This window comes from Devosia sp., assembly GCF_035944845.1.
GTDB lineage: Bacteria > Pseudomonadota > Alphaproteobacteria > Rhizobiales > Devosiaceae > Devosia_A.
Genome location: NZ_DASZAW010000076.1, coordinates 1 through 21,778 on the forward strand (window position 1 = coordinate 1; position 21,778 = coordinate 21,778).

Annotated in this window: 26 protein-coding genes; 18 read left to right on the forward strand and 8 right to left on the reverse strand. The window is 65.6% G+C overall.

What is annotated here, in order from left to right; translation table 11 throughout:
- The first annotated feature begins 358 nt into the window (after nucleotides 1-358).
- The 7 genes from VGV07_RS14980 (at nucleotide 359) to VGV07_RS15010 (ending at nucleotide 5,706) form a co-directional block, all read left to right on the forward strand.
- A complete protein-coding gene (locus tag VGV07_RS14980) occupies nucleotides 359-2,761 on the forward strand; it encodes a circularly permuted type 2 ATP-grasp protein (RefSeq protein WP_326869522.1) in 2,403 nt (800 codons plus the stop codon).
- A gap of 11 nt (nucleotides 2,762-2,772) precedes the next feature.
- Nucleotides 2,773-3,651 carry a transglutaminase family protein gene (locus tag VGV07_RS14985; protein ID WP_326869523.1) on the forward strand — a complete coding sequence of 293 codons (879 nt, stop codon included), beginning with the start codon at nucleotides 2,773-2,775 and terminating at the stop codon, nucleotides 3,649-3,651.
- A gap of 329 nt (nucleotides 3,652-3,980) precedes the next feature.
- Nucleotides 3,981-4,148, forward strand: a complete 168-nt coding sequence (locus VGV07_RS14990; protein WP_326869524.1) for a hypothetical protein — start codon at nucleotides 3,981-3,983, stop codon at nucleotides 4,146-4,148.
- A gap of 9 nt (nucleotides 4,149-4,157) precedes the next feature.
- Nucleotides 4,158-4,316: a DUF3309 family protein gene (locus tag VGV07_RS14995; protein WP_069911505.1), complete on the forward strand. Its 159-nt coding sequence runs from the start codon at nucleotides 4,158-4,160 to the stop codon at nucleotides 4,314-4,316.
- Nucleotides 4,317-4,495: 179 nt separating this feature from the next.
- Nucleotides 4,496-4,882, forward strand: coding sequence for a hypothetical protein (locus tag VGV07_RS15000; protein WP_326869525.1), 387 nt, complete (start codon nucleotides 4,496-4,498; stop codon nucleotides 4,880-4,882).
- Between the two features lie 3 nt (nucleotides 4,883-4,885).
- Nucleotides 4,886-5,347, forward strand: a complete 462-nt coding sequence (locus tag VGV07_RS15005) for a hypothetical protein (RefSeq protein ID WP_326869526.1) — start codon at nucleotides 4,886-4,888, stop codon at nucleotides 5,345-5,347.
- A 125-nt stretch (nucleotides 5,348-5,472) separates the two neighbouring features.
- Complete coding sequence (locus VGV07_RS15010) at nucleotides 5,473-5,706, forward strand: hypothetical protein (RefSeq protein WP_326869527.1); 234 nt, start codon at nucleotides 5,473-5,475, stop codon at nucleotides 5,704-5,706.
- A 354-nt stretch (nucleotides 5,707-6,060) separates the two neighbouring features.
- Here VGV07_RS15010 and VGV07_RS15015 read toward each other — a convergent pair whose 3' ends face one another.
- From VGV07_RS15015 to VGV07_RS15025, 3 genes are all read right to left on the reverse strand, one after another.
- Entirely contained in the window at nucleotides 6,061-7,002 is a 942-nt protein-coding gene (locus VGV07_RS15015) for a diacylglycerol/lipid kinase family protein (protein ID WP_326869528.1), read from the reverse strand.
- A 56-nt stretch (nucleotides 7,003-7,058) separates the two neighbouring features.
- Complete coding sequence (locus VGV07_RS15020; protein WP_326869529.1) at nucleotides 7,059-8,456, reverse strand: sensor histidine kinase; 1,398 nt, start codon at nucleotides 8,454-8,456, stop codon at nucleotides 7,059-7,061.
- A 108-nt stretch (nucleotides 8,457-8,564) separates the two neighbouring features.
- Nucleotides 8,565-9,326 (reverse strand): Crp/Fnr family transcriptional regulator, encoded by a 762-nt coding sequence (locus tag VGV07_RS15025; RefSeq protein WP_326869530.1) that lies wholly within the window; start codon nucleotides 9,324-9,326, stop codon nucleotides 8,565-8,567.
- A 147-nt stretch (nucleotides 9,327-9,473) separates the two neighbouring features.
- Here VGV07_RS15025 and VGV07_RS15030 point away from each other — a divergent pair, with 147 nt between their 5' ends.
- A complete protein-coding gene (locus VGV07_RS15030) occupies nucleotides 9,474-9,824 on the forward strand; it encodes a hypothetical protein (RefSeq protein WP_326869531.1) in 351 nt (116 codons plus the stop codon).
- A 164-nt stretch (nucleotides 9,825-9,988) separates the two neighbouring features.
- Here the strand turns inward: VGV07_RS15030 and VGV07_RS15035 are convergent, their stop codons facing one another.
- Together VGV07_RS15035 and VGV07_RS15040 are read right to left on the reverse strand one after the other, a co-directional pair.
- Entirely contained in the window at nucleotides 9,989-10,543 is a 555-nt protein-coding gene (locus VGV07_RS15035) for an RNA polymerase sigma factor (protein ID WP_326869532.1), read from the reverse strand.
- A 4-nt stretch (nucleotides 10,544-10,547) separates the two neighbouring features.
- Nucleotides 10,548-10,859, reverse strand: coding sequence for a NepR family anti-sigma factor (locus VGV07_RS15040; RefSeq protein ID WP_414649958.1), 312 nt, complete (start codon nucleotides 10,857-10,859; stop codon nucleotides 10,548-10,550).
- A gap of 52 nt (nucleotides 10,860-10,911) precedes the next feature.
- On the opposite strand from VGV07_RS15040, the gene VGV07_RS15045 reads away from it, so the two are divergent.
- From VGV07_RS15045 to VGV07_RS15055, 3 genes are all read left to right on the forward strand, one after another.
- Nucleotides 10,912-11,706: a response regulator gene (locus VGV07_RS15045; RefSeq protein ID WP_326869533.1), complete on the forward strand. Its 795-nt coding sequence runs from the start codon at nucleotides 10,912-10,914 to the stop codon at nucleotides 11,704-11,706.
- A gap of 314 nt (nucleotides 11,707-12,020) precedes the next feature.
- On the forward strand, nucleotides 12,021-12,188 hold the full coding sequence (locus VGV07_RS15050; protein WP_069911011.1) for a DUF1328 domain-containing protein: 168 nt from the start codon (nucleotides 12,021-12,023) through the stop codon (nucleotides 12,186-12,188).
- A 199-nt stretch (nucleotides 12,189-12,387) separates the two neighbouring features.
- Nucleotides 12,388-12,732, forward strand: a complete 345-nt coding sequence (locus VGV07_RS15055; RefSeq protein ID WP_326869534.1) for a YciI family protein — start codon at nucleotides 12,388-12,390, stop codon at nucleotides 12,730-12,732.
- 244 nt (nucleotides 12,733-12,976) lie between these two features.
- On the opposite strand, the gene VGV07_RS15060 is transcribed toward VGV07_RS15055, so the two are convergent.
- Nucleotides 12,977-13,177 (reverse strand): CsbD family protein, encoded by a 201-nt coding sequence (locus VGV07_RS15060; RefSeq protein WP_326869535.1) that lies wholly within the window; start codon nucleotides 13,175-13,177, stop codon nucleotides 12,977-12,979.
- 154 nt (nucleotides 13,178-13,331) lie between these two features.
- Here VGV07_RS15060 and VGV07_RS15065 point away from each other — a divergent pair, with 154 nt between their 5' ends.
- The 6 genes from VGV07_RS15065 to VGV07_RS15090 all read left to right on the forward strand — a co-directional run bounded on the left by VGV07_RS15065 (nucleotide 13,332) and on the right by VGV07_RS15090 (nucleotide 18,353).
- Nucleotides 13,332-14,114, forward strand: a complete 783-nt coding sequence (locus tag VGV07_RS15065) for an amino acid ABC transporter ATP-binding protein (RefSeq protein ID WP_326869536.1) — start codon at nucleotides 13,332-13,334, stop codon at nucleotides 14,112-14,114.
- A gap of 162 nt (nucleotides 14,115-14,276) precedes the next feature.
- A complete protein-coding gene (locus tag VGV07_RS15070) occupies nucleotides 14,277-15,038 on the forward strand; it encodes a transporter substrate-binding domain-containing protein (RefSeq protein ID WP_326869537.1) in 762 nt (253 codons plus the stop codon).
- 50 nt (nucleotides 15,039-15,088) lie between these two features.
- A complete protein-coding gene (locus VGV07_RS15075) occupies nucleotides 15,089-15,943 on the forward strand; it encodes an ABC transporter permease subunit (RefSeq protein ID WP_326869538.1) in 855 nt (284 codons plus the stop codon).
- A complete protein-coding gene (locus VGV07_RS15080) occupies nucleotides 15,940-16,683 on the forward strand; it encodes an ABC transporter permease subunit (RefSeq protein ID WP_326869539.1) in 744 nt (247 codons plus the stop codon). The genes VGV07_RS15075 and VGV07_RS15080 overlap by 4 nt, the downstream gene beginning before the upstream one ends.
- Before the next feature lie 10 nt (nucleotides 16,684-16,693).
- On the forward strand, nucleotides 16,694-17,836 hold the full coding sequence (locus VGV07_RS15085) for a succinylglutamate desuccinylase/aspartoacylase family protein (protein WP_326869540.1): 1,143 nt from the start codon (nucleotides 16,694-16,696) through the stop codon (nucleotides 17,834-17,836).
- 1 nt (nucleotide 17,837) lies between these two features.
- Entirely contained in the window at nucleotides 17,838-18,353 is a 516-nt protein-coding gene (locus tag VGV07_RS15090; RefSeq protein ID WP_326869541.1) for a hypothetical protein, read from the forward strand.
- A 201-nt stretch (nucleotides 18,354-18,554) separates the two neighbouring features.
- Here the strand turns inward: VGV07_RS15090 and VGV07_RS15095 are convergent, their stop codons facing one another.
- Nucleotides 18,555-19,628: a Gfo/Idh/MocA family protein gene (locus VGV07_RS15095; protein WP_326869542.1), complete on the reverse strand. Its 1,074-nt coding sequence runs from the start codon at nucleotides 19,626-19,628 to the stop codon at nucleotides 18,555-18,557.
- Nucleotides 19,628-20,845: a mannonate dehydratase gene (uxuA, locus tag VGV07_RS15100; protein WP_326869543.1), complete on the reverse strand. Its 1,218-nt coding sequence runs from the start codon at nucleotides 20,843-20,845 to the stop codon at nucleotides 19,628-19,630. Before uxuA ends, VGV07_RS15095 begins: the two co-directional genes overlap by 1 nt.
- Nucleotides 20,846-21,000: 155 nt before the next feature.
- On the opposite strand from uxuA, the gene VGV07_RS15105 reads away from it, so the two are divergent.
- Nucleotides 21,001-21,765 carry a GntR family transcriptional regulator gene (locus tag VGV07_RS15105; protein WP_326869544.1) on the forward strand — a complete coding sequence of 255 codons (765 nt, stop codon included), beginning with the start codon at nucleotides 21,001-21,003 and terminating at the stop codon, nucleotides 21,763-21,765.
- Nucleotides 21,766-21,778 lie beyond the last annotated feature (13 nt).

Below are 21,778 nucleotides of genomic sequence, written 5' to 3' on the forward strand. Positions count from 1 at the left end.
GCCCTGCTCACGCAGAACCGCCTATGGGAGCCTACTCAGCCCAAAACAGCTTGACCGAGAACACAGATGCTCTCTTGCGAAAACTAAGGACTTAGCTGCGCTAAGCCCAAGTTTTCGCTTTCTCCCCCGCCAAGGGGGAGAAGATCGGTGCCTCCCCGAAGCACCGGTGCACCAGTCGGGACTCTCCCCCTTGGCGGGGGAGAAAGCGATTTCTTAGGTTTAGCCGTTTGGCTAAGCCTTAGAAATCGCAAGAGAGGGGGTCCTGGCGGGCACGATGGCTCCACCCTCCCCCCAATCTTACCCATTCCCGCCAATTCCCCCTTGCCATTCCACCCGCTTCCGCTAGCGCTATCTCCCTATGGATAAGCGGAATCAACGGCAGGCGAGAAAGCGCGGGGCGCCGAGCCTTGTGGCCGACTATAAGCTGTTGCCGGGTATTCCCGACGAAATGATCGACGCCGCCGGGCAGATCCGCCCGAGCTGGGCGCCGCTGATTTCGGCGCTCGATGCGCTCGGGCATGAGGAACTGGCAGGCCGCTTCGAACGGGCCGACCAGTATCTGCGCGATGCCGGCGTCTATTACCGCAAATATGATGGCGCCGAGGGCAAGGAGCGCGCCTGGCCGCTGGCGCATGTGCCGCTGATCCTCGATGAGAGCGAGTGGCTCACCATCACCCGCGGACTGACGCAGCGCGCCGAGCTGCTCGAGACCATCGTCGCCGACATCTATGGCGATAACCGGTTGGTGCAGCGCGGCCTGCTGCCGCCCGAGCTGATCGCCCGCAACGACGAGTTCCTGCGGCCGATGGTCGGGGTGCGCCCGGCCAGCGGGCACTTCCTGCATTTCTGCGCCTTCGAGCTCGGCCGCGGCCCGGATGGCGGCTGGTGGGTGCTGGGCGACCGCACCCAGGCGCCGTCGGGCGCCGGCTTTGCCGTCGAGAACCGCGTCGCCACCACCCGCGCCCTCTCCGATATCTACGGCGAGATGCATGTGCACCGGCTCGCCGGCTTCTTCCGCGGCTTCCGCGATGCGCTGACCGGCATCGCCACCGATGGCCGGGTCGGCATCCTGACTCCCGGCCAGCACAACGAAACCTACTTCGAGCACGCCTATATCGCGCGCTATCTCGGCTTCAGCCTGCTCGAGGGCGAGGACCTGGTGGTCGACAATGGCCAGGTGATGGTCCGCACCGTCGCCGGCCTGCAGCCGATCAGCGTCTTGTGGCGGCGCATGGATGCAAGCTTCGTCGATCCGCTCGAATTGCGCTATGACAGCCATATCGGCACACCCGGCCTCACCGAGGCGCTGCGCCAGGGCACCATCTCGATGGTCAATGCGCTGGGCACCGGCATCCTCGAGACCCGGGCGTTTTCGGCCTTCATGCCCAACCTCTGCCGGGCGCTGACCGGGCGCGAGCTCGAGTTGCCCTCCATCGCCACCTGGTGGTGCGGCGGTGCCGCGGAGCGGCGGCACGTCATCGCCAATTTCGACACCATGATGGTCGGCTCCGCCTTCGCCACCGGCCTCGCCATCGAAGACCAGCGCGGCACCGTAGTCGGCGGCGCCCTGCCCGAGGCCGAGCGGCAGGCGCTGCGCGCCCGGCTCGAGGCCGAAGGCGGCAGGTTCGTCGGCCAGGAGCAGGTGCAGCTTTCCACGGCTCCGGTCTATGTCGGCGGCAAGCTCGAGCCGCGCCCGATGACGCTGCGCGTCTACGCCGCCCGCACCCGCGACGGCTGGATGGTGATGCCGGGCGGCTTCGCCCGCGTCGGCTCGACCCAGGATTCGACTGCCATCGCCATGCAGCGCGGCGGCCAGGCAGCCGACGTCTGGGTGGTAAGCAACGCCCCGGTCGAGCGCGTCACGCTGCTGCCCGCCGAAGGCGAAAAGCTGGTCCGCATGTCCTCGGGGAGCCTCCCCAGCCGCGCCGCCGACAACCTGATCTGGCTCGGCCGCTATGCCGAGCGCTGCGAAGCGATGGTGCGGATCCTCCGCGCCTACAACGCGCGCCTGGCCGAGATCTCCAACACCGACCAGGCGATCCTGAAGGATACCCGCGCCTATCTCGACGGGATCGGCATCGATGCCGCAGCGCCGATGCCTCCGGGGCTGCTCGCCGCCATCGACAGCGCCGTGCACAGCGCCAGCCAGATCCGCGATCGCTTCTCGCCCGATGGCTGGTTGGCCCTCACCGATCTCAGGAAGACGGCGCGGAGCTTCTCGCAGCGCGTGCAGCCGGGCGACGACGCCACCCGCGCCATGACGGTGCTGCTGCGCAAGCTCGCCGGCTTCTCCGGCCTCGTGCACGAAAACATGTACCGGTTTGCCGGCTGGCGCTTTCTCGAGATCGGCCGCCGGCTCGAGCGCGGCATCCAGATCGCCCACTGCGTTGCCTGGTGTACGCGAAAGGGCGCGCCCGAGGGGACGCTCGACCTGTTGCTCGAAGTCGGCGACAGCGTCATGACGCATCGACGCCGCTATGCGGTGAGCGCCGGGGTCAATTCCTATGTCGACCTCTTGGTACTCGATCCGCTCAACCCGCGCTCGGTGCGCTTCCAGATCGCCGAGCTGCACCAGCAGCTCGAGCAACTGCCCGGCGGCCTCGAGGACGGGCATTTGTCCATGGCAGCCAAGGCGGCGCTGACGCTCGATACCGAACTCCGCGTCACCGAGCCCGAGGACATGACGACAACCAAGATCAACCGGCTGGGCATCGAGATCGGCAACCTCGCCGGACTCATTGCCGACGCCTACTTCGCCTGAGGAGGCGGGCCGTGCTCTACGACGTCCGGCTCGAACTGCACTACGACTACAAGGCTTCGGTGCATGGCGACCGCCACCTGGTCCGCGTCGCTCCGATCTCCATCCCCAACGCGCAGCGCGTCATCGCCTCGTCGCTGTCGTTCGAACCACGCCCCGAGCAGGAAACCACCTTCACCGACTATTTCGGCAACCTCGTCACCACCATCGCCTATGCCGGCCGGCACGATCATCTCGATGTGCGGCTGAGCGCCCGGGTGCAGGTCGAGGACCTCAGTGACCCGGTCGACCTCTCCCCCACCCTCGATGGCCTCAAGGCGGAACTGGCGGGGCTCTGGTCGGTGGCGCCGGACTCGCCGCAGCATTTCCTCTCGGCCTCGCCGCGCGTTCCGCTCGATGCCGCCATCACCGGCTATGCCCGGGCGACCGGTGCCGGCGACAGCTCGATCTACGCCACCGCATTGGCCCTCTGCCTCGGCATCCACCGCGATTTCCGCTACGACAAGGACGCCACCAAGGTCGATACCAGCCCGGTCGAGGCCTTCGCGCTGAAGGGTGGCGTCTGCCAGGATTTCGCCCATGTGATGATCGCGGGCCTCCGCGGCCTCGGCATCCCCGCCGGCTACGTCTCGGGGTTCCTGCGCACCATTCCGCCCAAGGGCAAGCCGCGGCTCGAGGGCGCCGACGCCATGCATGCCTGGGTCCGCGTCTGGTGCGGTCGGCATATGGGCTGGGTCGAGTTCGACCCCACCAACGCCATGCTCGCCGGTCCCGATCACATCACCATCGGCCACGGCCGCGACTACTCCGACATCTCCCCCATCGTCGGCGTGCTGCGCACCAGCGGCGACCACACGGCCAAGCAATCGGTCGACGTGGTGCGGGTGGAGTAGAGCGCTAGCAGTCAGCCTCTGAAGCGCTGAGATTGAAGGTTTTGCGCCAGAGCGTTTCACAAACGCGATGTCATCCCAGCGAAAGCTGGGACCCAACTCACAGCCAGCACAAGCGGCGGAATGGGTCCCAGCTTTCGCTGGGATGACATCCGGTGGGTGGGTCCAGGATCGAGCGCTCCACTAGACCTGCCGAATCGAAAGCTCCTCACACTTCTCACCACCTCCGGGAACCAATTGTGGCGAGCCGCCGTTATTGGGCTGACGCGCCAACGAGCGGCGTGTCTACCGGCCCTCCCTCCGGTAGCACCCACGAAAAAGGAACGAGAGCGATGACCCGACTTGAGATCGCCAACCTCGAACATGCCGCCCGCTCGGCCGTTGTCTGGATCCCCGAAGGTTACGACGGGCGCACGCATTACGGTGCGGTGCTGACGGCTCTTGTCCCGGCTGTCGGTATCCTTGCCGTGGCGGCAACCCTCCTCCTGTCGATCTTCTAGGAGCGTCCCATGACTTTGAGCACGATCATCATCGTTCTGCTGATCCTGCTGTTGATCGGCGCCATACCGGCCTGGCCCTACTCCCGCTCCTGGGGAGCTTACCCCTCCGGTATTCTCGGCGTCGTGCTCGTCATCGTCATCATCCTTGTGTTGATGCGCGTATTCTGACGGGCTCCGCGAGCCAAGGTCGCCCCCCTTGCGGCTCGCCATCGCACCCCAGTTCGCCCCCGGACTGGGGTGCACTTGTTTTGACCTAACGCAAAAGAGGCATCCGCTGGCTCGGCTAGACTGGAACTCAATTGCAGCCGGTCGCGTTGTGACCTCAATTCCCACAAGGAGTCCAGAACATGGCTTCGACCACCGACATGGCCCCCAACCGCACCACCAAAGCTCCGGCCCGTCGCGCCGCCAACGGTCCGCGCCGCGCTGCGGCGCGCCAGAGCCAGAACCGCGAAGATGAGCTCTCTGCCCAGGTGCAGCAGTTGCAGGCCGACCTCAAGTCGATCGCCGCAACGCTGACCAGCCTCGCCGAAGACAAGGTCAACGACGCCCAGAAGGTGGCCAAGCGCGAAGTGAAGAACCTCGCCCGCACCGGCCAGAACGCCGTCGAGGATGTGCAAGACGAGTTCGGCCAGCTGGAAAAGCAGATCAAGGACACTATCCGGGAAAAACCGCTGACCGCCGTCGCCGGCGCCATTGCGCTCGGCTTCGTCCTGGCGGTGGTTTCGAGGTAGGCCATGCACCTCCTGGCATTGGCGGCCTCGGTCCTCGGGATCGAGGTCGACGAGCTGCTCGAGCATGTCAAGAAGAACGCCATGGCCTGGTCGGCCGTGGCGCTCTTTGCCTTGATCGCGCTGGTCTTCTGCCTCGTGGCGCTCAACGCCTGGTTCACCCTCATGTGGGGCCCCATCGTTGCGCCGCTGCTGATCGCCGTCGGGGCACTGGTGCTTGCGCTCGGCATCTATGCCGCCATCGCCATCGCCGACAGCATCGCCAAAAAGCAGGCGGCGCAGCGGCGCAACGCTGCCGAAAAGACCGCCCTGGTCACCACCGCCGCGCTCACCGCCTTGCCGCTGGTGCTGAAGTCAGACCTGATGAAGAAGGTCGGTATCCCGATCGGCGGCGCGCTCGCCGCAGCATACCTCCTGGCCAAGCCCGGCAGCTCGCACGGCCATGGTAACGGCCACGACCCGGACTGATCACATCACCACACCGTCTCGGAACCTGCCACCCGGGCTTGCGTTATCTGATGCACCTGCAATCGCGTTAAGTGATGCAGGCAAAGGCCAAATAGGACCAACGAAGGATTCCAGGAGTGTGAGCTATGACCCACATCAAACGGAAGATCGTGACCATTCTGACCGACGACCACATCGCAGAGGCTGAAAAGATCACCCTGCTGCGTCAGCTCGAAGCGGACTCGCTCTCCAAGGAGCGCAGCGCCACAGAGGGCATGTCCCCGGTCGACGGCGACGACGGCGAAGACCTCAAGACCATTGAGAACGCCCTGCGCAAGCTCGGCCAGCAACCGGTGGAAGCGGGCGCCGCGAGCCTCTGAGGCAAGAGTTTTAGACTGAGTTCTGCACCCCGCCACGGGACACCCGTGGCGGGGTGCTTTGCATTGCGGTCACTGGCGGCGCAGCGCTCGTCCCCTCTCCCCTCTGGGGAGAGGGCCAGGGTGAGGGTAGCCAAGCACACCGAATGAGTGGCTGCGCGCCCTGATCCCTTCTCCCCTCAGGGGAGAAGGTGGCGCGAAGCGCCGGTTGAGGGGTGAAGCAGTGCCGCCCGCTGGCAGAACCAACATGCCGAGCAGTTGAACCCCTCACCCGAGCTACGCTAGCTCGCTGACGCTCCCAAGCTGCGCTTGCCCTCTCCCCTCAGGGGCGAGGGGACGAGGGGGCACCATCGACGATCAAGCCGCCTCGGTCTGCGGATCTTCCCGTTCGGGCGCCGCATCCGCCCCCGGCAGCACCACCCGCAGCCCGCCGGCGTGAATGCGCAAATCCACCTGCCGCTGCAGCGGGATCAGTTCGCCGTCGATCACCGCCAGCGCCGAGGCCTTGCGGTGCGGGAAGCTGAGGCTGACTTGCTTGACCTCGCGCTCCGACACCAGCGGATGCGCCTTCCAGTTGCCGAAAGCCAGCGCCAGCGCCAGCCGCGCCAACTCGGCTGGCGGCATGGGTTTGACCACGTAGACGCCGAGCACGCCGCGATCGACTGCCTCGGCATAGGGCACATGCCCCTCCCCCAGCACATTGTTGGAAACCGCGATTGCCGTCGCCTGACGCCGTTCGGTGCCCTGCGCCGTGCTGATGACTGCGTCGAATACGGGCGGCCGTGACAGTGCCAGGCCGATGGCCCGAAGACTCGCCAGCATCTTGCCCCAGCGGCTGTGATAGGTGAGTCCGTTGCGGATGCGGACCAGCCGCGAATGCACCCCGACCGAGAACTGGTGCACGAACGGCCGCCCGTTGGCGGTCGCGATATCGACCGCCGCAACCTGCCCCCTGGCGATGGCGCCGAGCGCCGCCTCGAGCTGCAGCGGCCCGCCCAGCGACCGGGCAAACAAGTTCATCGTTCCGGCCGGAAGCACCGCCAGGACCATCTTGTGGGCAAAGCAGATGCCCGCCGCCGCCGAAACAGTGCCGTCGCCACCCCCGGCCAGCACCACATCGGCTGCCGGATCAACTGCAGCGCGCTCGAGCTCGGTGATGAGTTCATCGCCGCCCACCACCCGGCATTCGATCGACTGGCCATGCTCGGTGAAAATCCGCTCGGCCGTCGCGACGAACGCCGCCATGTCCATGGTGCGGAAGGTGCCGCCATCTTTGTTGAAGACCCCGACGAAGCGCATTTCGCCCCCATGTGGCCGGTTTCCAGCGGAACGGTGCGTCCTGCTGGCCGTTCCGCCTAAGCTGCCGGCGGCATATCGAGGCGTGGCAGCCGTACCGTGACCGCCGTGCCGCCACCTTCACGGCTCCGATATTCAGGTTCTGCTCCGCCGAACTGACGCGCCAACTGCTTGACGATCAGTGCCCCCAGCCCCTCGTGTCCGTCATGGCCGGCAATGCCCGAGCCATTGTCCTCGACGGTCAGCGAGGCGACCCCGCCCTCCGGGCGCTCGAAACGGATGAAGACGGTGCCGGCACGACCATCGGAGAAGGCGTGCTTGAGCGCATTGGTGACCAGCTCGCTCACCACGATGCCCAGCGTCGTCGCATCGCGCGCCGGGATGATCATCGGTTGCAGGTGCTTTTCGAAAGTGACCGCCTTGTTGGGCGGCATCTGGGCCGCCAGGTCGTCGATCACGTCGGTCAGGAACTCGGCGGCGTCCGTGGTCTCGAGATCCGCGCCAAGCCGCAACCGCCGATGCCCCGAGGCGATCGCCTGCACCCGCAACTGTGCGGCTTCGAGCGCATTGCGGACTTCGTCGGACGACGAACGCGCCAGCTGCAGCCCGAGCAGCGACGAGACCGTTGCCAGCGAGTTGCCGATCCGGTGGTTGGTGTCCTGCAGCAGCGTTTCTAGCCGGGCCCGCTCGCGCTCGGCATGCCCGCGTGCTTCCTCGACCTCGGCTGTGCGCTCCCGCACATGCGCTTCGAGTTCCTCGTTGGCGGTCCTGAGCCGGTTCTGCTGCTGTGCCAGCGCCACGACCTTCCGCTGCGTGCGCGACAACAGCGCGTAGGCGAGGATTGCGGCCGCCCCGAGGGCGGCAAGGATGGTGGCAATCAGCAGTTTGCGATTGAACTCCATCCGGCCGTTGCGCTCGATCAGCTTTTCGTCTTCCTCACCGACCACCTGGCGCAGCACGGTGCGGATCCGCCCCATCAGTTCCAGCCCGGTATCGGAGCGGAGCAGCGACAGCGCCGCGACCCCCTCGCCCGCGGACATCAGTTCGATGGTGCGGGCCATTTCCGCCCGCTTGGCGTCGAGATCGGGCACCAGGCCCTCGATGCGCTCGAGCTGGGTGGGGATGTCGTTGATCAGCGCCAGAAGGCTCTGGTAGGTCTGGCTGAGGTTGCCGACGGCGATGTTGTAAGGTTCGAGATAAGCCTCGTCGCGCGTGATCAGATAGCCCCGCTGCCCGGTTTCGGCATCGACCACCGCCAGCATCAGCTCGCGCGCCTGCCGCCGGATTTCATAGGATTTTGCAATGTCCGCCAGCTGGCTGTCAACGGTGCGCACCATGTAGAGCGAGGCCGCCACCGCCACCAGCACCAGGGTCAGCGATGCCAAGATCGCGACGCGTCGCACCAGGCCGCGCCGGGACGTTGCTGCTGGAACCGACTGGCTGCTGACATCAAGCATCAAGGTGCCGTCCTCGGCCCGGGATGGTGCAGGAGTGTCCGGCTGTTGCCCCCCGGACCAGATCAACGGGCAGTGCTAGACCCGGGCAGTGGCAATAGTTTGGCCCCGTCATATCAGCGGGCGCCTCCGGTCCGAGAGCCCGCCCCAGCCGGCAATGTCGGCCAGCGCCTCGGGGTCGAGCACTTCGCAGGCCCGATCGTGCCAGCGGATCAACCCCCGCTCGGCGAGTTTGCGCAGCGTCTTGTTGGTGTGGACGATCGACAGCCCCAGCGTATCGGCGACGTGCTGCTGGGTGATCGGGATCAGTTGCTTCGACGCCTTGGCCTGCCCCACCTGCTCGGCCCGCTGGTACAGGAAGGCAATGAGGTAGGCTGCCCGTTCCATGGCGCTGCGGCGCCCGACGCTCAACAGGTTCTCGTCGAGCATCCGTTCCTCGCGCGAGGCGAGCCAGGTGACGTCGAAGGCGAGCCCGGGATGGTTCTCGAACAGCGTGGGCAGCGTGTCGCGCTGGAACACGCACAGCACCACCGCCGACAGCGACTCCACCGAATGCTCCATCTCGCCGATCACCGAGCCCTGCAGCCCCACCAGGTCCCCGGGCAACAGGTAGTTGAGGATCTGCCGGCGGCCATCTTCCAGCGTCTTGAAGCGAAAGGCCCAGCCCGAGAGCAGCGTGAACAGCTGCGCGCTATGCGCCCCCTCGGCAAGGATGGTGGAACTGGGCTCGCTCACCAGCTCGCCACGCTTGAAACTCGACACGAATTTCAGCTCCTCCGGCGTGAAATCGCGGAAGTGTTCGTTCTCGCGAAGCGGGCACGCTTCACAGGGAATGCGGCGGGCATGGGCGACGGTGGCCAGGGCAGTGCTCACGGCTGAGTTGTCCGCCGAGCATGCCGCAACCGCGGGGGAACGCAACTGCTCGAAGCGCCCAAACTTGTCCACTGCATGTCTTTGTTAAATGACCCTGGCGCGGCAAGCGTGATGGTTGCGGGCCACCACCGCGTCATGGAACTACAAATGCACGGATTGCATGCCCTCATCGTCGAGGAAGAATATCTCGTCGCCGCCGACATCGCCGAAACCTTGCGGTCCGCCGGAGCCGCCAACGTCACCATCGAAGACGATCCGGCGGCGGCACGCAGTCTCGATTTCTCGGCCTTTGGCGTCGCCGTGATCGAAGCCAAGTTCGGCAGCGCCGACGCCGTGGCGCTTTGCGCCGCACTGCGTGCCGCCCGCGTTCCGGTAGTGGTGACTTCGGCCGATACGGCCGTCCAGGCAATGTTCACCGGCGCGACCCCGCTCGCCAAGCCCTTCGATACCCAGACCCTGCTGTCGGCCTGCATGGTCGCCAGATCCAGCAGCGTTTAGGAGAGTTGTCCCCGGCGCCGTGAACCACCCTCGATGTCATCCCGGCCAATGCTGGGACCCCGGCTCACAGCCCGTGCCAGCGGTAGTGGGTCCCGGCTTCCGCAGGGATGACACCCGGTGGATTGGCAAATGGTGCCCACCGAGGTGTCCCCAGGCAGCGCGTCCTAAGTGAAACGCGGGATGGTGGTCACCTGCGCCGAAACCGAGTCTGGCCCATAATCGCCTTCCCCGCTCACCTCGAGCAGTTCCTGCAACTTGGTGCGGGCCCGGCTGACCCGGCTCTTCATCGTGCCGATGGCGCATTTGCAGATCTCGGCCGCTTCTTCGTAGGAGAAGCCAGAAGCGCCGATCAGGATGATCGCCTCGCGCTGGTCGTCGGGCAACTGGTCGAGGGCCCGGCGGAAATCGCCCAGGTCCATGATCCCGTATTGCGAAGGGTGCACCGCCATGCGCTCGGTGAAGGCGCCATCGGTGTCCTGCACCTCGCGGCCACGCTTGCGCATCTGGCTGTAGAACTCGTTGCGAAGGATGGTGAACAGCCACGCCTTCATGTTGGTGCCCATCTCGAAGCTGTCCTGCTTCGCCCAGGCCTTCATCACCGTGTCCTGCACCAGGTCGTCCGCCTTGTCGTGGCGGCCCGACAGCGACACCGCAAAGGCGCGCAGGCTGGGCAAAGTAGACAGCAGTTCTCGCTTGAAGCTCGGCTTCTCGGCGTCCATGGCGCTATTTACCCTTCGCGGGCTTGGACTGCTTTTCCACCGCGTCGAGCTGCTCGAGCAGGTCGATCAGTTTCGATGGGATTTCTTCGCTCTGGACCGCTCCATAGAGCGCTCGAAGCTTGTTGCCGATGTCGGAATTTGGCCCCAGACCATCGTCGCGGCGCCGCCGTAGCATGCCCAAATCATTCATTGTTGTCTTGTCTCGCATAAACCCTTCGCCCCACAGCAGGATCTGACGCCCATACTCCAGCCGCGGCAAACTAAATGCGCGGTGGCAAAAAAAGTTCCGAACATGCTGGAACCAAGTTTTCGGCATCCTCGTTCTCTTGCATGGTAAGCTCTAAAAGCGTCACGGGAGAAGATTATCCATGTCCCTTTCCACGCGGATCGCTCCGCATCTTCCTTATCTGCGCCGGTTCTCGCGCGCCGTCACCGGCTCGCAGACTTCAGGGGACGCCTATGTGGCGGCCACCCTCGAGGCCCTGATCGCCGATCTCAGTATCTTTCCTCAAGCCAGCACCGATCGGATTGCGCTCTATCGGCTCTATTCGGCGCTGTTCTCCAGTTCCGCCATCCGCGTGCCGGAGCCGACTTCGAGCTTTCCCTGGGAGTCGCGGGCAGCGGCGAACCTGGCGAACCTCGCACCACGGCCGCGCCAGGCATTCCTGCTGGTGGCGGTGGAAGGCTTCAGCCACGATGAGGCGTCCGAGATCCTCGACGTCCCCGCTGCCGAGTTCGCCGACCTGTTGGCGCAGGCCTCGGCCGATATTTCGCGCCAGGTGGCGACCGATATCCTGATCATCGAAGACGAACCGCTGATCGCCATGGACATCGAGCAGATGGTCGAAGGGCTCGGCCACCGCGTCGTGGGTGTCGCTCGCACCCACAAGGAGGCAGTGGCGCTCTACCACAAGACCCAGCCGCGCATGATCCTCGCCGATATCCAGTTGGCCGACGGCTCCTCCGGCATCGATGCGGTCAACGATATCCTGCACGCCCATCCGATCCCGGTGATCTTCATTACCGCTTTCCCGGAGCGGCTGCTCACCGGCGAACGGCCGGAACCGACCTTCCTCGTCACCAAGCCGTTCAACCCCGACATGGTGCGGGCACTGATCAGCCAGGCGCTGTTCTTCGACGAAGGTTCGCGCGCTGCCGCGTAACCGAATTCCGGACGCCCCTCCGGATCTGGGCCGGGCTCTGCCCGGCTCTTTTTTGCGCGCCGAATGCCGTCGAAAGCACGGCGGCCGCCTCCCGCTCGATGTCATCCCTGCGACAGCAGGGACCCATTTCTCCGCCTGCGCTTGGTGTGAGTTGGGTCCCAGCCTTCGCTGGGGTGACACCCAGTATGTGCTGCCTTCAGCAGACTTGCAGGAAAGCAGTTGGTGCGGCGTTCAATCCCGACCACACCTCACCACCCCGGAACCCAACCCGCCGCCGCTCGTTACTCCCTAGAGAGATCAATGGAGTAACAAGAATGTTGCAATACGCACTGCTCTTCCTGGTCATCGCGATCGTCGCCGGCGTCCTCGGCTTTGGCGGTATCGCCGGTACCGCATCGGGCATCGCGCAAATCCTGTTCTTCCTGTTCCTGGCGTTCCTGGTGATCTCGCTGATCATCGGTCTGTTCCGGCGCGCGTCGTAGAGTTCCCCGCGAGAAACTCAGACCGTCCCTAGCCGGGTCCGCGGTCTGAGGTGGCAGCGGCTCCGTCCAGGTGGATGGGGCCGCTAGCTTTTGCGCACTCCGGCAACAAAACTCGCTTCCCCTTGTCGAATCCCGGCCCCACCGTTCGACTGGCAAGTATCAAGGATTGAGCGGCGCGTGCGTCGCCGAGGAGAAGCCCATGCCACAATACCTGGTCGCTGTTCACCACCCGATCGATTTCGAGCCGGCGTCGGAATCGGCAGAGACGCGTCGCGACATCAGCGCGCTCAACGTCAAAATGCGAGCCGCGGGCATCGTGGTGTTCGTTGGCGGGCTCGACCGTTCTTCCACCGCCAAAGCGGTGCGGCTGAAGCCCGATGGCGGGCTCCTGGTCACTGACGGCCCCTATATCGAAACCAAGGAACAGATCGGCGGCTTCTGGGTCATCGACGTGCCGGACATGCAAACCGCCCTCGACTGGGGCAAACAGGCCGCCACCGCCTGTCGCATTCCGGTGGAAGTGCGGCCTTTCGGGGCGGCTTAGGCGACTTGCACCGGCGGTGACACAGCGCCCCCTCGCCCCTCTGGGGAGAGGGCTGGGGTGAGGGGCCAAGCAAACCGGACGAACGATTGCCATCGACGCGATGTCAAACGTCAGCGCGTTTGGCGCCCCTCACCCTGACCCTCGCCCCAAAGGGGCGAGGGGACGATGGGGCTGCCGTGTCACGGCTCACCTCAACAAAAAGCCCCGCCGAAGCGGGGCTCAGTTGCATCGCTGTCCGAGCCGCTTAGTGCAGCCGGTTGAACCAGTCGTCGACTTCGCGCTCCGCCTCTTCCTGGGCCTTGCCGTAGCGTTCCTGGATTTTGCCGCTGAGCTGCTTGCGATTGCCCTTGATGACATCAAGGTCATTGTCGGTCAGCTTGCCCCACTGGGTCTGGACCTTGCCCTTGAACTGCTCCCAGTTGCCTTCCATCTGGTTCCAATTCATCTGCAATCTCCTTTGTCTGCTGAGGAAAATCAGCCGCCTTAGCCGGTGGCTGCTGGTAGATTAACGCCTCGCCCTACCCTCGGTTCCCCCGACTGCGCTGACGAGGTCCGCAAATCGCTTGCCACAAAGCCCAGCTTTGGCTTTGTTGCGGCGGATGCAGCCCTCTCTTTCGCCACCCGTCGTCGAAATCTCCGACCTCCACAAATCCTATGGCCCGCTCAAGGTGCTGAAAGGTGTGTCGCTTACCGCCCGGCAGGGCGAGGTGGTGGCGCTGATCGGTTCCTCCGGCTCGGGAAAATCCACGCTGCTGCGCTGCATCAACATGCTCGAAGTGCCCGAGAGCGGCAGCGTGCGCGTCGGCGGCGAGGAGATCGCCATCAGCGGCACGCCGCCGCACAGAAAGCCCGCCGACGAACGGCAGATCCGCCGCATCCGCTCCGAACTCGGCATGGTGTTCCAGTCGTTCAACCTGTGGAGCCACATGACCATCCTCGGCAATGTCATGGAAGCGCCGCTCAAGGTGCAGAAGCGCGACAAGGCGGAAGTCGAGGCCGAGGCGCTGGAGATGCTGGCCAAGGTCGGCATCCGCGACAAGGCCGCGAGCTACCCCAGCCAGCTCTCCGGCGGCCAGCAGCAGCGCGCCGCGATCGCCCGGGCGCTGTGCATCAACCCCAAGGTGATGCTGTTCGACGAGCCGACCTCTGCGCTCGACCCCGAGCTCGAAGTCGAAGTGCTGCGGGTGATCAAGCTGCTCGCCGACGAGGGCCGCACCATGATCCTCGTCACCCACGACATGCAGTTCGCCAAGACCATCGCGGACCGCGTGATTTTCCTGCACCAGGGCAAGATCGAGGAGGAAGGCACCGCCGCCGAAGTGTTCGGCGCCACCAAATCTGCCCGCCTCAAGCAGTTCCTCAGCGCCGCCGGCCACGGCTGAAGAGGCGGAGAGGCTGGCGCAGGCTCCAGGGACAACGATTGACCGAACGGTAAAAAGCGCTAGCGTTGCGGCTCAGCGGCTGCCCGACAGGCGGCACGAACCAACAAGCCGGTGGTAAGACCGGCCGGAACGCCGGGCCCGACCGGCGATACAGGAGAGACTATGAACAAGCTCGTTCTGGCGGCAGCGGCAGCAGCCCTCGCCATGTTCGCGACTGGTGCCAATGCGCAGGCCATCCGCATTGCCACCGAAGGCGCCTACGCGCCGTGGAACTTCCTCGATGAGGCGGGCAAGCCCGCCGGGCTGGACGTCGATGTCGGCACCGAGGCCTGCAAGCGCGCCGCGCTCGAATGCACTTTCCAGGTCAACGAGTGGGATTCGATCATCCCCAACCTCATCGCCGGCAACTACGACCTGATCATCGCCGGCATGTCGGTGACCGACGAGCGCAAGACCTCGATCGATTTCACCTCCGAGTATTTCCCGCCCGATCCGGCCCGCTACATGGTCCGCACCGGCACCACCATCGATTTCGACAATCTGAGCGGCAAGAATATCGGCGTGCAGGGCGGCACCATCCACGCCGCCTATGCTACCGAACAGTTCGGCGCCACCAACACCGTCAAGTCGTTCGACAACGCCGACCAGGCGCTGGCTGACCTCAATGCCGGCAATGTCGACGTCATCCTCGCCGACGGCAATTACATCACCGAGGTGGTGGCCGGTTCGGGTGGGGCGCTCGAAAAGGTCGGCCCCGAACTCGTGCTCGGCGGCGGCGTCGCCATGGGCCTCCGCAAGGCCGATGACGATCTCGAAGGCAAGCTCAACACCGCCATCGACGCCATGAAGAAGGACGGCACGCTCGACGCGCTGATCATCAAGTGGTTCCCCGATAAGGTCGGTCCGATCTACGCCGGCGGCTGAGTTCAGACGGGGCGGGCCTGTGCCCGCCCCGCTCGCTTCGGGCCCGGGGCATGCTCGATTTTCTGCCACAATGGATGAAAGACGGGATCGGCGACGATCTGCTGTTCTGGCTTGGCTATTTCACCAATGGCAAGCACCTGAGCTGGTATGCCAGCGTGCAGTACACGCTGGCCGCCGCGCTGTTCGGCGCGCTGGTGGCGCTGCTGCTGGGCCTGGCCGGCGCCGCGGCGCGCAACTCGCGCTTCGTGCCGCTGCGCGCGCTCGGCGCCTTCTACATCAACATCGTCCGCGGCGTGCCGGATGTGTTGTTCTTCCTGTTCTTCCCGCTGGCCTTCGAGCAACTGGTCGAACTGGTTCGGGCGCAGGCCGTCTGCACGCCGGAAAGCCTCGCCGCCAATGTCGGCGTGTGGCCACCCTGCGATGCCGCCAACTGGTTCCTCGGCACCACCGAATACCTGGCGCTTGCCTGCGTCTCGCTCGGCATCGTCTATGGCGCCTTCGCCGCCAACGTCATCTATGGCGCGATGAGCGCCGTGCCCAAGGGCCAGCTCGAGGCGGCGCGCGCCTTCGGCTTCAGCTCCAGCCAGGTGCTGTGGCGCTTCCAGATCCGGCAGATGTGGGTCTATGCCCTGCCCGGCCTCTCCAATGTCTGGCTGCTGCTGGTCAAATCCACTTCGCTGCTGTCGCTGCTGCAGATCGCCGATATCGTGCTCTGGGCCGATCGGCTGGGCTCGCCCAACTTCACCCGCTCGGCCGGGCTGGTCCACCCCGATTGGCGCTGGGGCTATTACCTGGTGCTGCTGGTGTTCTACATCCTCATCACCTTCGTCTCCGAGAAGGCGTTTGCCGCGCTCACCCGCTGGGCCAGCCGTGGCATGGCGACCGCGGGAGGCACCGCCGCATGAGCGATTTTCTCGCCCCGATCCTCAATGACATCGCCCTGATGGCGAAGCCGGCGCTGTTCAACCTCTATTTCGCGGTCGCCTCGATCCCGCTCGGTTTCCTGCTGGCGATCTTCTTCGCGCTCGGCAAGGCCTCGCCCAACAAGCTGATCTCGGGCTTCTGCCGCGGCTATATCTACGCCTTCCGCGGCTCGCCCTTCTTCATCCAGCTGTTCATGTTCTACTCGCTGGCGCTGGCCTTCAACCTGAGCCTCTGGAAACCCTGGGGCATCGACTGGCTGGTGCTGAACCCCTTGGTGCTCGGGCCGGTGATCCTGACCCTCAACACCACCGCCTATACCGCAGAAATCTTCCATGGCGCGCTCATGACCGTCCCCAGGGGCGAGGTCGAAGCGGCGCGGGCCTATGGCATGAGCCCGCTGCAGCAGTTCCGCTCGGTCACCTGGCCGCATCTGATCCGCATCGCCTGGCCGGCCTATACCAACGAGGTGGTGTTCCTGTTCCACGCCACGGCGCTGATCTATTTCACGCTGCCGGTCATCGGCGACCAGAAGGACCTGATGAACCTCGCCGGCGAGCTGTTCGAGCGCGACTACAACGCCGTGCTGCATTTCTCGGTGGCGGCGCTGTATTTCCTCGCCATCTCGCTCGCGATCTTCTTCGTGTTCGGCATAGTGTACCGTCGGCTGACTCGCCACATGCCGGGCGCCACCCGGGTGCGCTGGAGCTTCAGCCGGCTTTGACGAGGTAACCGTGAGCTTTGAACGCAAGACCGTGCCGCTGCGTGGCGATACCCCCGGCGCGAGCACCGATTTCACCTATTATGTGATCGGCCCCGCCGATGCGCCCGAAAAGGTGCATCTGCAAGCGGCGCTGCATGCCGACGAACACCCCGGCACCATGGTGCTGCACCACCTGTTGCCGATGCTGCGCCAGGCCGACGACCAGGGGCTGCTGCGCGCCCGCTTCACGGTGATGCCGCTGGTCAACCCATTGGGCATGGCGACCTTCTCGCTGCGGCGCCATATCGGCCGCTACGACGCCAATACCGGCATCAACTTCAACCGTCGCTGGCCCGACCTGTTCGCCGCGGTCCGCACCCAGCTGAACGGCCGCCTGTCCGATGACGAACGCTTCAACGTCAACCTGATTAGGAAGGCCGTCTCGAACTGGATCGATGCGCAGCAGCCCCGCACTGCCAACGAGCAGTTGCGCCTCCTGGTGCTGAAGGAAGCCCATGACGCCGAGTTCGTCTTCGATCTCCACTGCGACGACGACGCGCTGATCCACATCTTCACCTCGCCCGAGCTGATGCCCGAGTTGCAGGATCTCAGCGACTGGCTGGGCGCCGCGGCGACGCTCACTGCCGCCGACAGCGGCGGTGGCTCGTTCGACGAAGTGCTGCCGCAGCTCTATCGCAAGGTGGCCCTCGCCAACCCCGGCAAACCCGTGCCGATGGCGAGCGCCACTGCGACCCTCGAGTATCGCGGCCAGGCCGATGTGTTCGATCATCTTGGCGCCGACGATGCCCGCCGGCTCTGGGGGTTCCTGTGCGAGCGCAACCTCATCGATGCCGACCCGGGCGAGCGCCCTGCTCCGCTGTCGGAAGCAACGCCGTTCGATGCCACCGAGATCGTCCGCGCCGACCGCTCCGGCCTCGTCGCCTATCGGGTGGAGCTCGGCCAGCGCGTCAGCAAGGGCCAGCCGGTGGCCGACCTGATCGCCCTCGACGGCCCGGAGGCCTTCATCGCCCGCACCCCGATCCTTGCCGGCACCGACGGGCTGGTGCTGTCGCGCGCCATGGCCAAATACGCCCCACGCGGCGCCGGCATCATGAAGATCGTCGGCAAGACGACGCTCAGCGGCCGCAAGGGCGCCTACCTGCTCGAGGACTGAGATGATCGACCTGCGGCGCAACAATGGGGCGCTGACGCTTTATGCCACGCACCAGCAGCCGCCGCGTGCGATGTGGGTTGCCGGCGCTGTGGTGGTGGCGGCCGCGCTCTACTTCATGCTCGAGCAGCAGATCGCCGATCCGGCACTGCGTCTGGTCTCCGCCGCCATCTGCATCGCCGCGCCGTTTGTCGCCGCGGCGGTGCTGTATCTGCGGCCGCACACCACCAGCGTCGTCACCACGTTCGACCCCAAGGCCCGGCGCATCCGCTCCGAACAGAAACACGACCGCGGCAAGGACGTGGTGCTCGAACTGGGCTTCGACGAGGTCGCGGCGCTGAAAGTGGCCGAGGATCACGCCGAACGGCCGCGCCACGACGTGCTGTCGTTGACGCTGACGGATGGGAAGAAGGTCGTGCTGGCGCTGAAGTCACGGCAATACACCGAGGGCGGCGAAGGCCAGGACCTGCGCCAGGTCGCGGCGTTCATCCGCAGCGAGATGGGATTGCCGGAGCACTGAAGCCGGCAGTCGGCGCACCCTCTCCCCTGAGGGGAGAGGGTAGTGCAGCTAAGACCGTTTAGGTCCTTAGCGGAACTTGGGTGAGGGGTTCAGCCTCTCAGCGAGCGCGTGTCACACCGCCTCACCCCTCATCCGGCGCTTCGCGCCACCTTCTCCCCTGAGGGGAGAAGCGAAGTGGTGCCTCGACCCGAGATCCGAACCCTACCCCGCCCAAGCCTGCCGCACACTCCGCACCGTCTCGCCGCTCCGCGCCGCTTCATGCATCAGCAGCGACAGGTATTGGTCCTGCGCACCCTCGGCGAACGGGTACGGTCCCTCGCCCTGCCCCCGCGCCAGCGCCCCCATCTTCTCCATCGCCACGGCGATGGCGATCTCGTCGTCCATCAGCCGGGCGTTGGAATAGGGCATGGTCCACACCACCTCGTCGCCGCACAGCATCGCTTCGAGCGCATAGCCGAACAGGTTGCCGTAGCGGCCGGATTCGTTGCGGGTGAAGGGCCTCGTCAGCGGCTGGCCGTAGGTCGGCATCACCCGCGCCTCGAGGTCGGCGATCTCGCCGCGTTCGCCGCGAATGACGACCCGATGCGAATGCACCGGCGAGCGGTATTGCACGTCGGTGAAATCGAACAGCCCGAGCTTGTCGCCGAAATCGAACTCGCCCAGCGTCTGCCTGGTGGTGGCGAACCGTTCGCTTTCGGGCCAGCTGAAGCGGTTCGGGCCTTCAAGCGCCCGCGCCTCGAACAGCTTGCCGCGGATCACTGCGTCGTCGAAGCCGATGCCGAGAAACTGCCGCATCAGGCTGACGCCATGATAGCCATGCGCCGCCGAAACTCGCGCGAAGCTGACCCGCCCAAGCCCGCCATTGGCGATAAGCTGCAACCGCGCCGCATGCAGCGGCTGGAACAGATACTGCTCGGCGATATGGAGCCTGAGCCCCTGCTCCACCAGCCGCCAGATCGCGGTCATGGTCTCGACGTCGAGTGCTGCCGGCGTCTCGCAGAGCACCGCAAGGCCGAGCTGGTGCAGTTCGGTGAGAATGGCGAGGTGCGCCTCGGGTTTCACCGACAGCACCACGAAATCCGGCTCCGCTGCCGCCAGTTCGGCATAGCTCGCGAAGGCCGGCGCGCCCCACGCTGCCCCGAACGCCGCGGCCTTCGCTCTATCGCGCTGCACCACGCCCGCCAGCTGGAACCGCTCCGGCAACTCGCGGGCGATGCGCGTGAAGAATTCGGCGCGCCAGCCGCCGCCGATCATGCCGAAGCGGATCGGCGCCATCAGGCGTTGAGCCCGAACTGCTTGTGCCCGAGCGCCGTCATCACGCCGCGCAGTTCGGCGAGCCCTTTGAGCCGGCCGATGGTCGGGTAGCCCGGCTGGGCCCGGCGGCCGAGATCGTCGAGAATGTCCTGCCCATGGTCGGGGCGCATCGGAATCTCTGCATCCTCGCGTCCCTCGCGTTTGCGCCGGGCTTCCTCGGTGAGGATCGCGGCGATCAGCGGCACCATATCGGTGCTGCCCGCCAGGTGCTCATCCTCGTAGAACGAACCGGAGATGGCGTCGCTCTCGCGCCGCACGTTCCTGAGGTGCAGGAAATGCACCTTCGGCCCGAACTCCTGCATCATCGCCGTCAGGTCATTGTCCGGCCGCGCCCCGAGCGAGCCCGAGCAGAAGGTCATGCCGTTGGCCGGACTGTCGACCGCATCGAAAATGTACCGGTAATCGGCCGCCGTCGACATGATGCGTGGCAGGCCGAGCAGCGGGAACGGCGGATCGTCCGGATGGCAGCAGAGCCGGACCCCGAGCTCCTCGGCCACCGGCACCACTTCGGAGAGGAAATCGACGAAATGCTGCCGCAGCTGGTCGGGCGAGATGCCGGAATATTCGGCGAGGTGCGCCCTGACGTCATCGAGGGTCATGCTCTCGGTCGAACCGGGGAGGCCCATCGTGACGTTGCGCGACAGCTGCTGCTGCGCCTTGTCGTCCATCCCGGCGAAGCGCCGTGCCGCCTCGGCCGCCACTTCGGGAGCAAAGCTCTCGGCCGCGCCCTGGCGCTTGAGGATATGGATTTCGAACACCGCGAAATCGTTGATGTCGAAGCGCATGCAGGTGCCGCCATGCGCCACTTCGTAGCGCAGGTCCGTACGCGTCCAGTCGAGCACCGGCATGAAATTGTAGCAGACTGTCCTCAGCCCTGCGGCCGCCACATGGCGCAGGCTCTGCTGGTAGTTGGCGATATGCTCGCGCCAGTTGCCCTTCTGCTTCTTGATGTCCTCCGAAACGGGCAGGCTCTCGATCACATCCCAGGCGATGCCCGACGGCCGGCCATCCTTGCGCAGCTTGATCTGCTGCTGGCGCTTGCTGATTTCCTCGGCGCTCCACACCACCCCGTTGGGCACATGGTGCAGCGCCGTGACCACGCCCTCCGCCCCTGCCTGCACGATATCGTCGATGCTTGCGAGGTCCGCCGGACCAAACCAGCGCCACGTCTGCCTCATTTGGCTTCTCCACCAGCACTTGCCGAGGCTCTCCGCCTCGCAAGCGCGACAACTTAACGGCCCCGAACATTTCGCCGTTTCCTTGAAACAACGAATGCTCTAGCGCTTCCAACCGCGCCAACCGGTGCTAGTATGGCAGCGTTGGGGGAGTCAACATGACCATTGAACTGGAGCTGGTAAACCAGCCCGTCATTGCCGGAACGCGGCAGGTTTCGATGAGCCAGCGGGTCTATGACACGGTCCGCAACGCTATCGTGCAGCTGCAGCTCAGGCCCGGGCACCTGCTCTCGGAAGCCGAGCTCGCGCGGCATATGGGCGTCTCCCGCCAGCCGGTGCGCGAGGCCTTCATCAAGCTCGCCGAAGCCGGCCTCGTCGAGGTCCGGCCGCAGCGCGGCACCTTCGTCAAGCTGATCTCGATCCGCGAGGTGCAGAACTCCCGCTTCATCCGCGAGGCGATCGAACTGGCGGTGATCCGCAAGGCCGCCGAAAAGATCAAGCCATCGGGCATCGCCGAGCTCCGCGAACTGGTGGCCGAGCAGCGCGTGGCGCTCGGCGGCAAGCTGATCGATTTCATGCGGCTCGACGACGATTTTCACTGCGCCATTGCCGCGCATGGCGGCGTCGAGCACGCCTGGCGCCACATCGTCAGCCTCAAGGCCCAGCTCGACCGCGTCCGCTTCCTCGGCTTCCCCCAGGCCACCCCGCGCCCGCAGGTCATCGCCCAGCACACTGCCGTAGTCGATGCGCTGGAGCGGAACACCGGGGTTTCGGCCGGCAGGTGCGCCAGCGCCTCGGCCACCAGCCCCGCCGCAAGGACGCCGCGATCGGCGACCAGCAACGGCCGGACGAGCCGGAACTCCTCCACGGTCTCGGCCAGGGTGCTGAGCGCGCCCGCGCCGAATTCGATGCTCGTCAGGTAGTTTATCCGTGCCA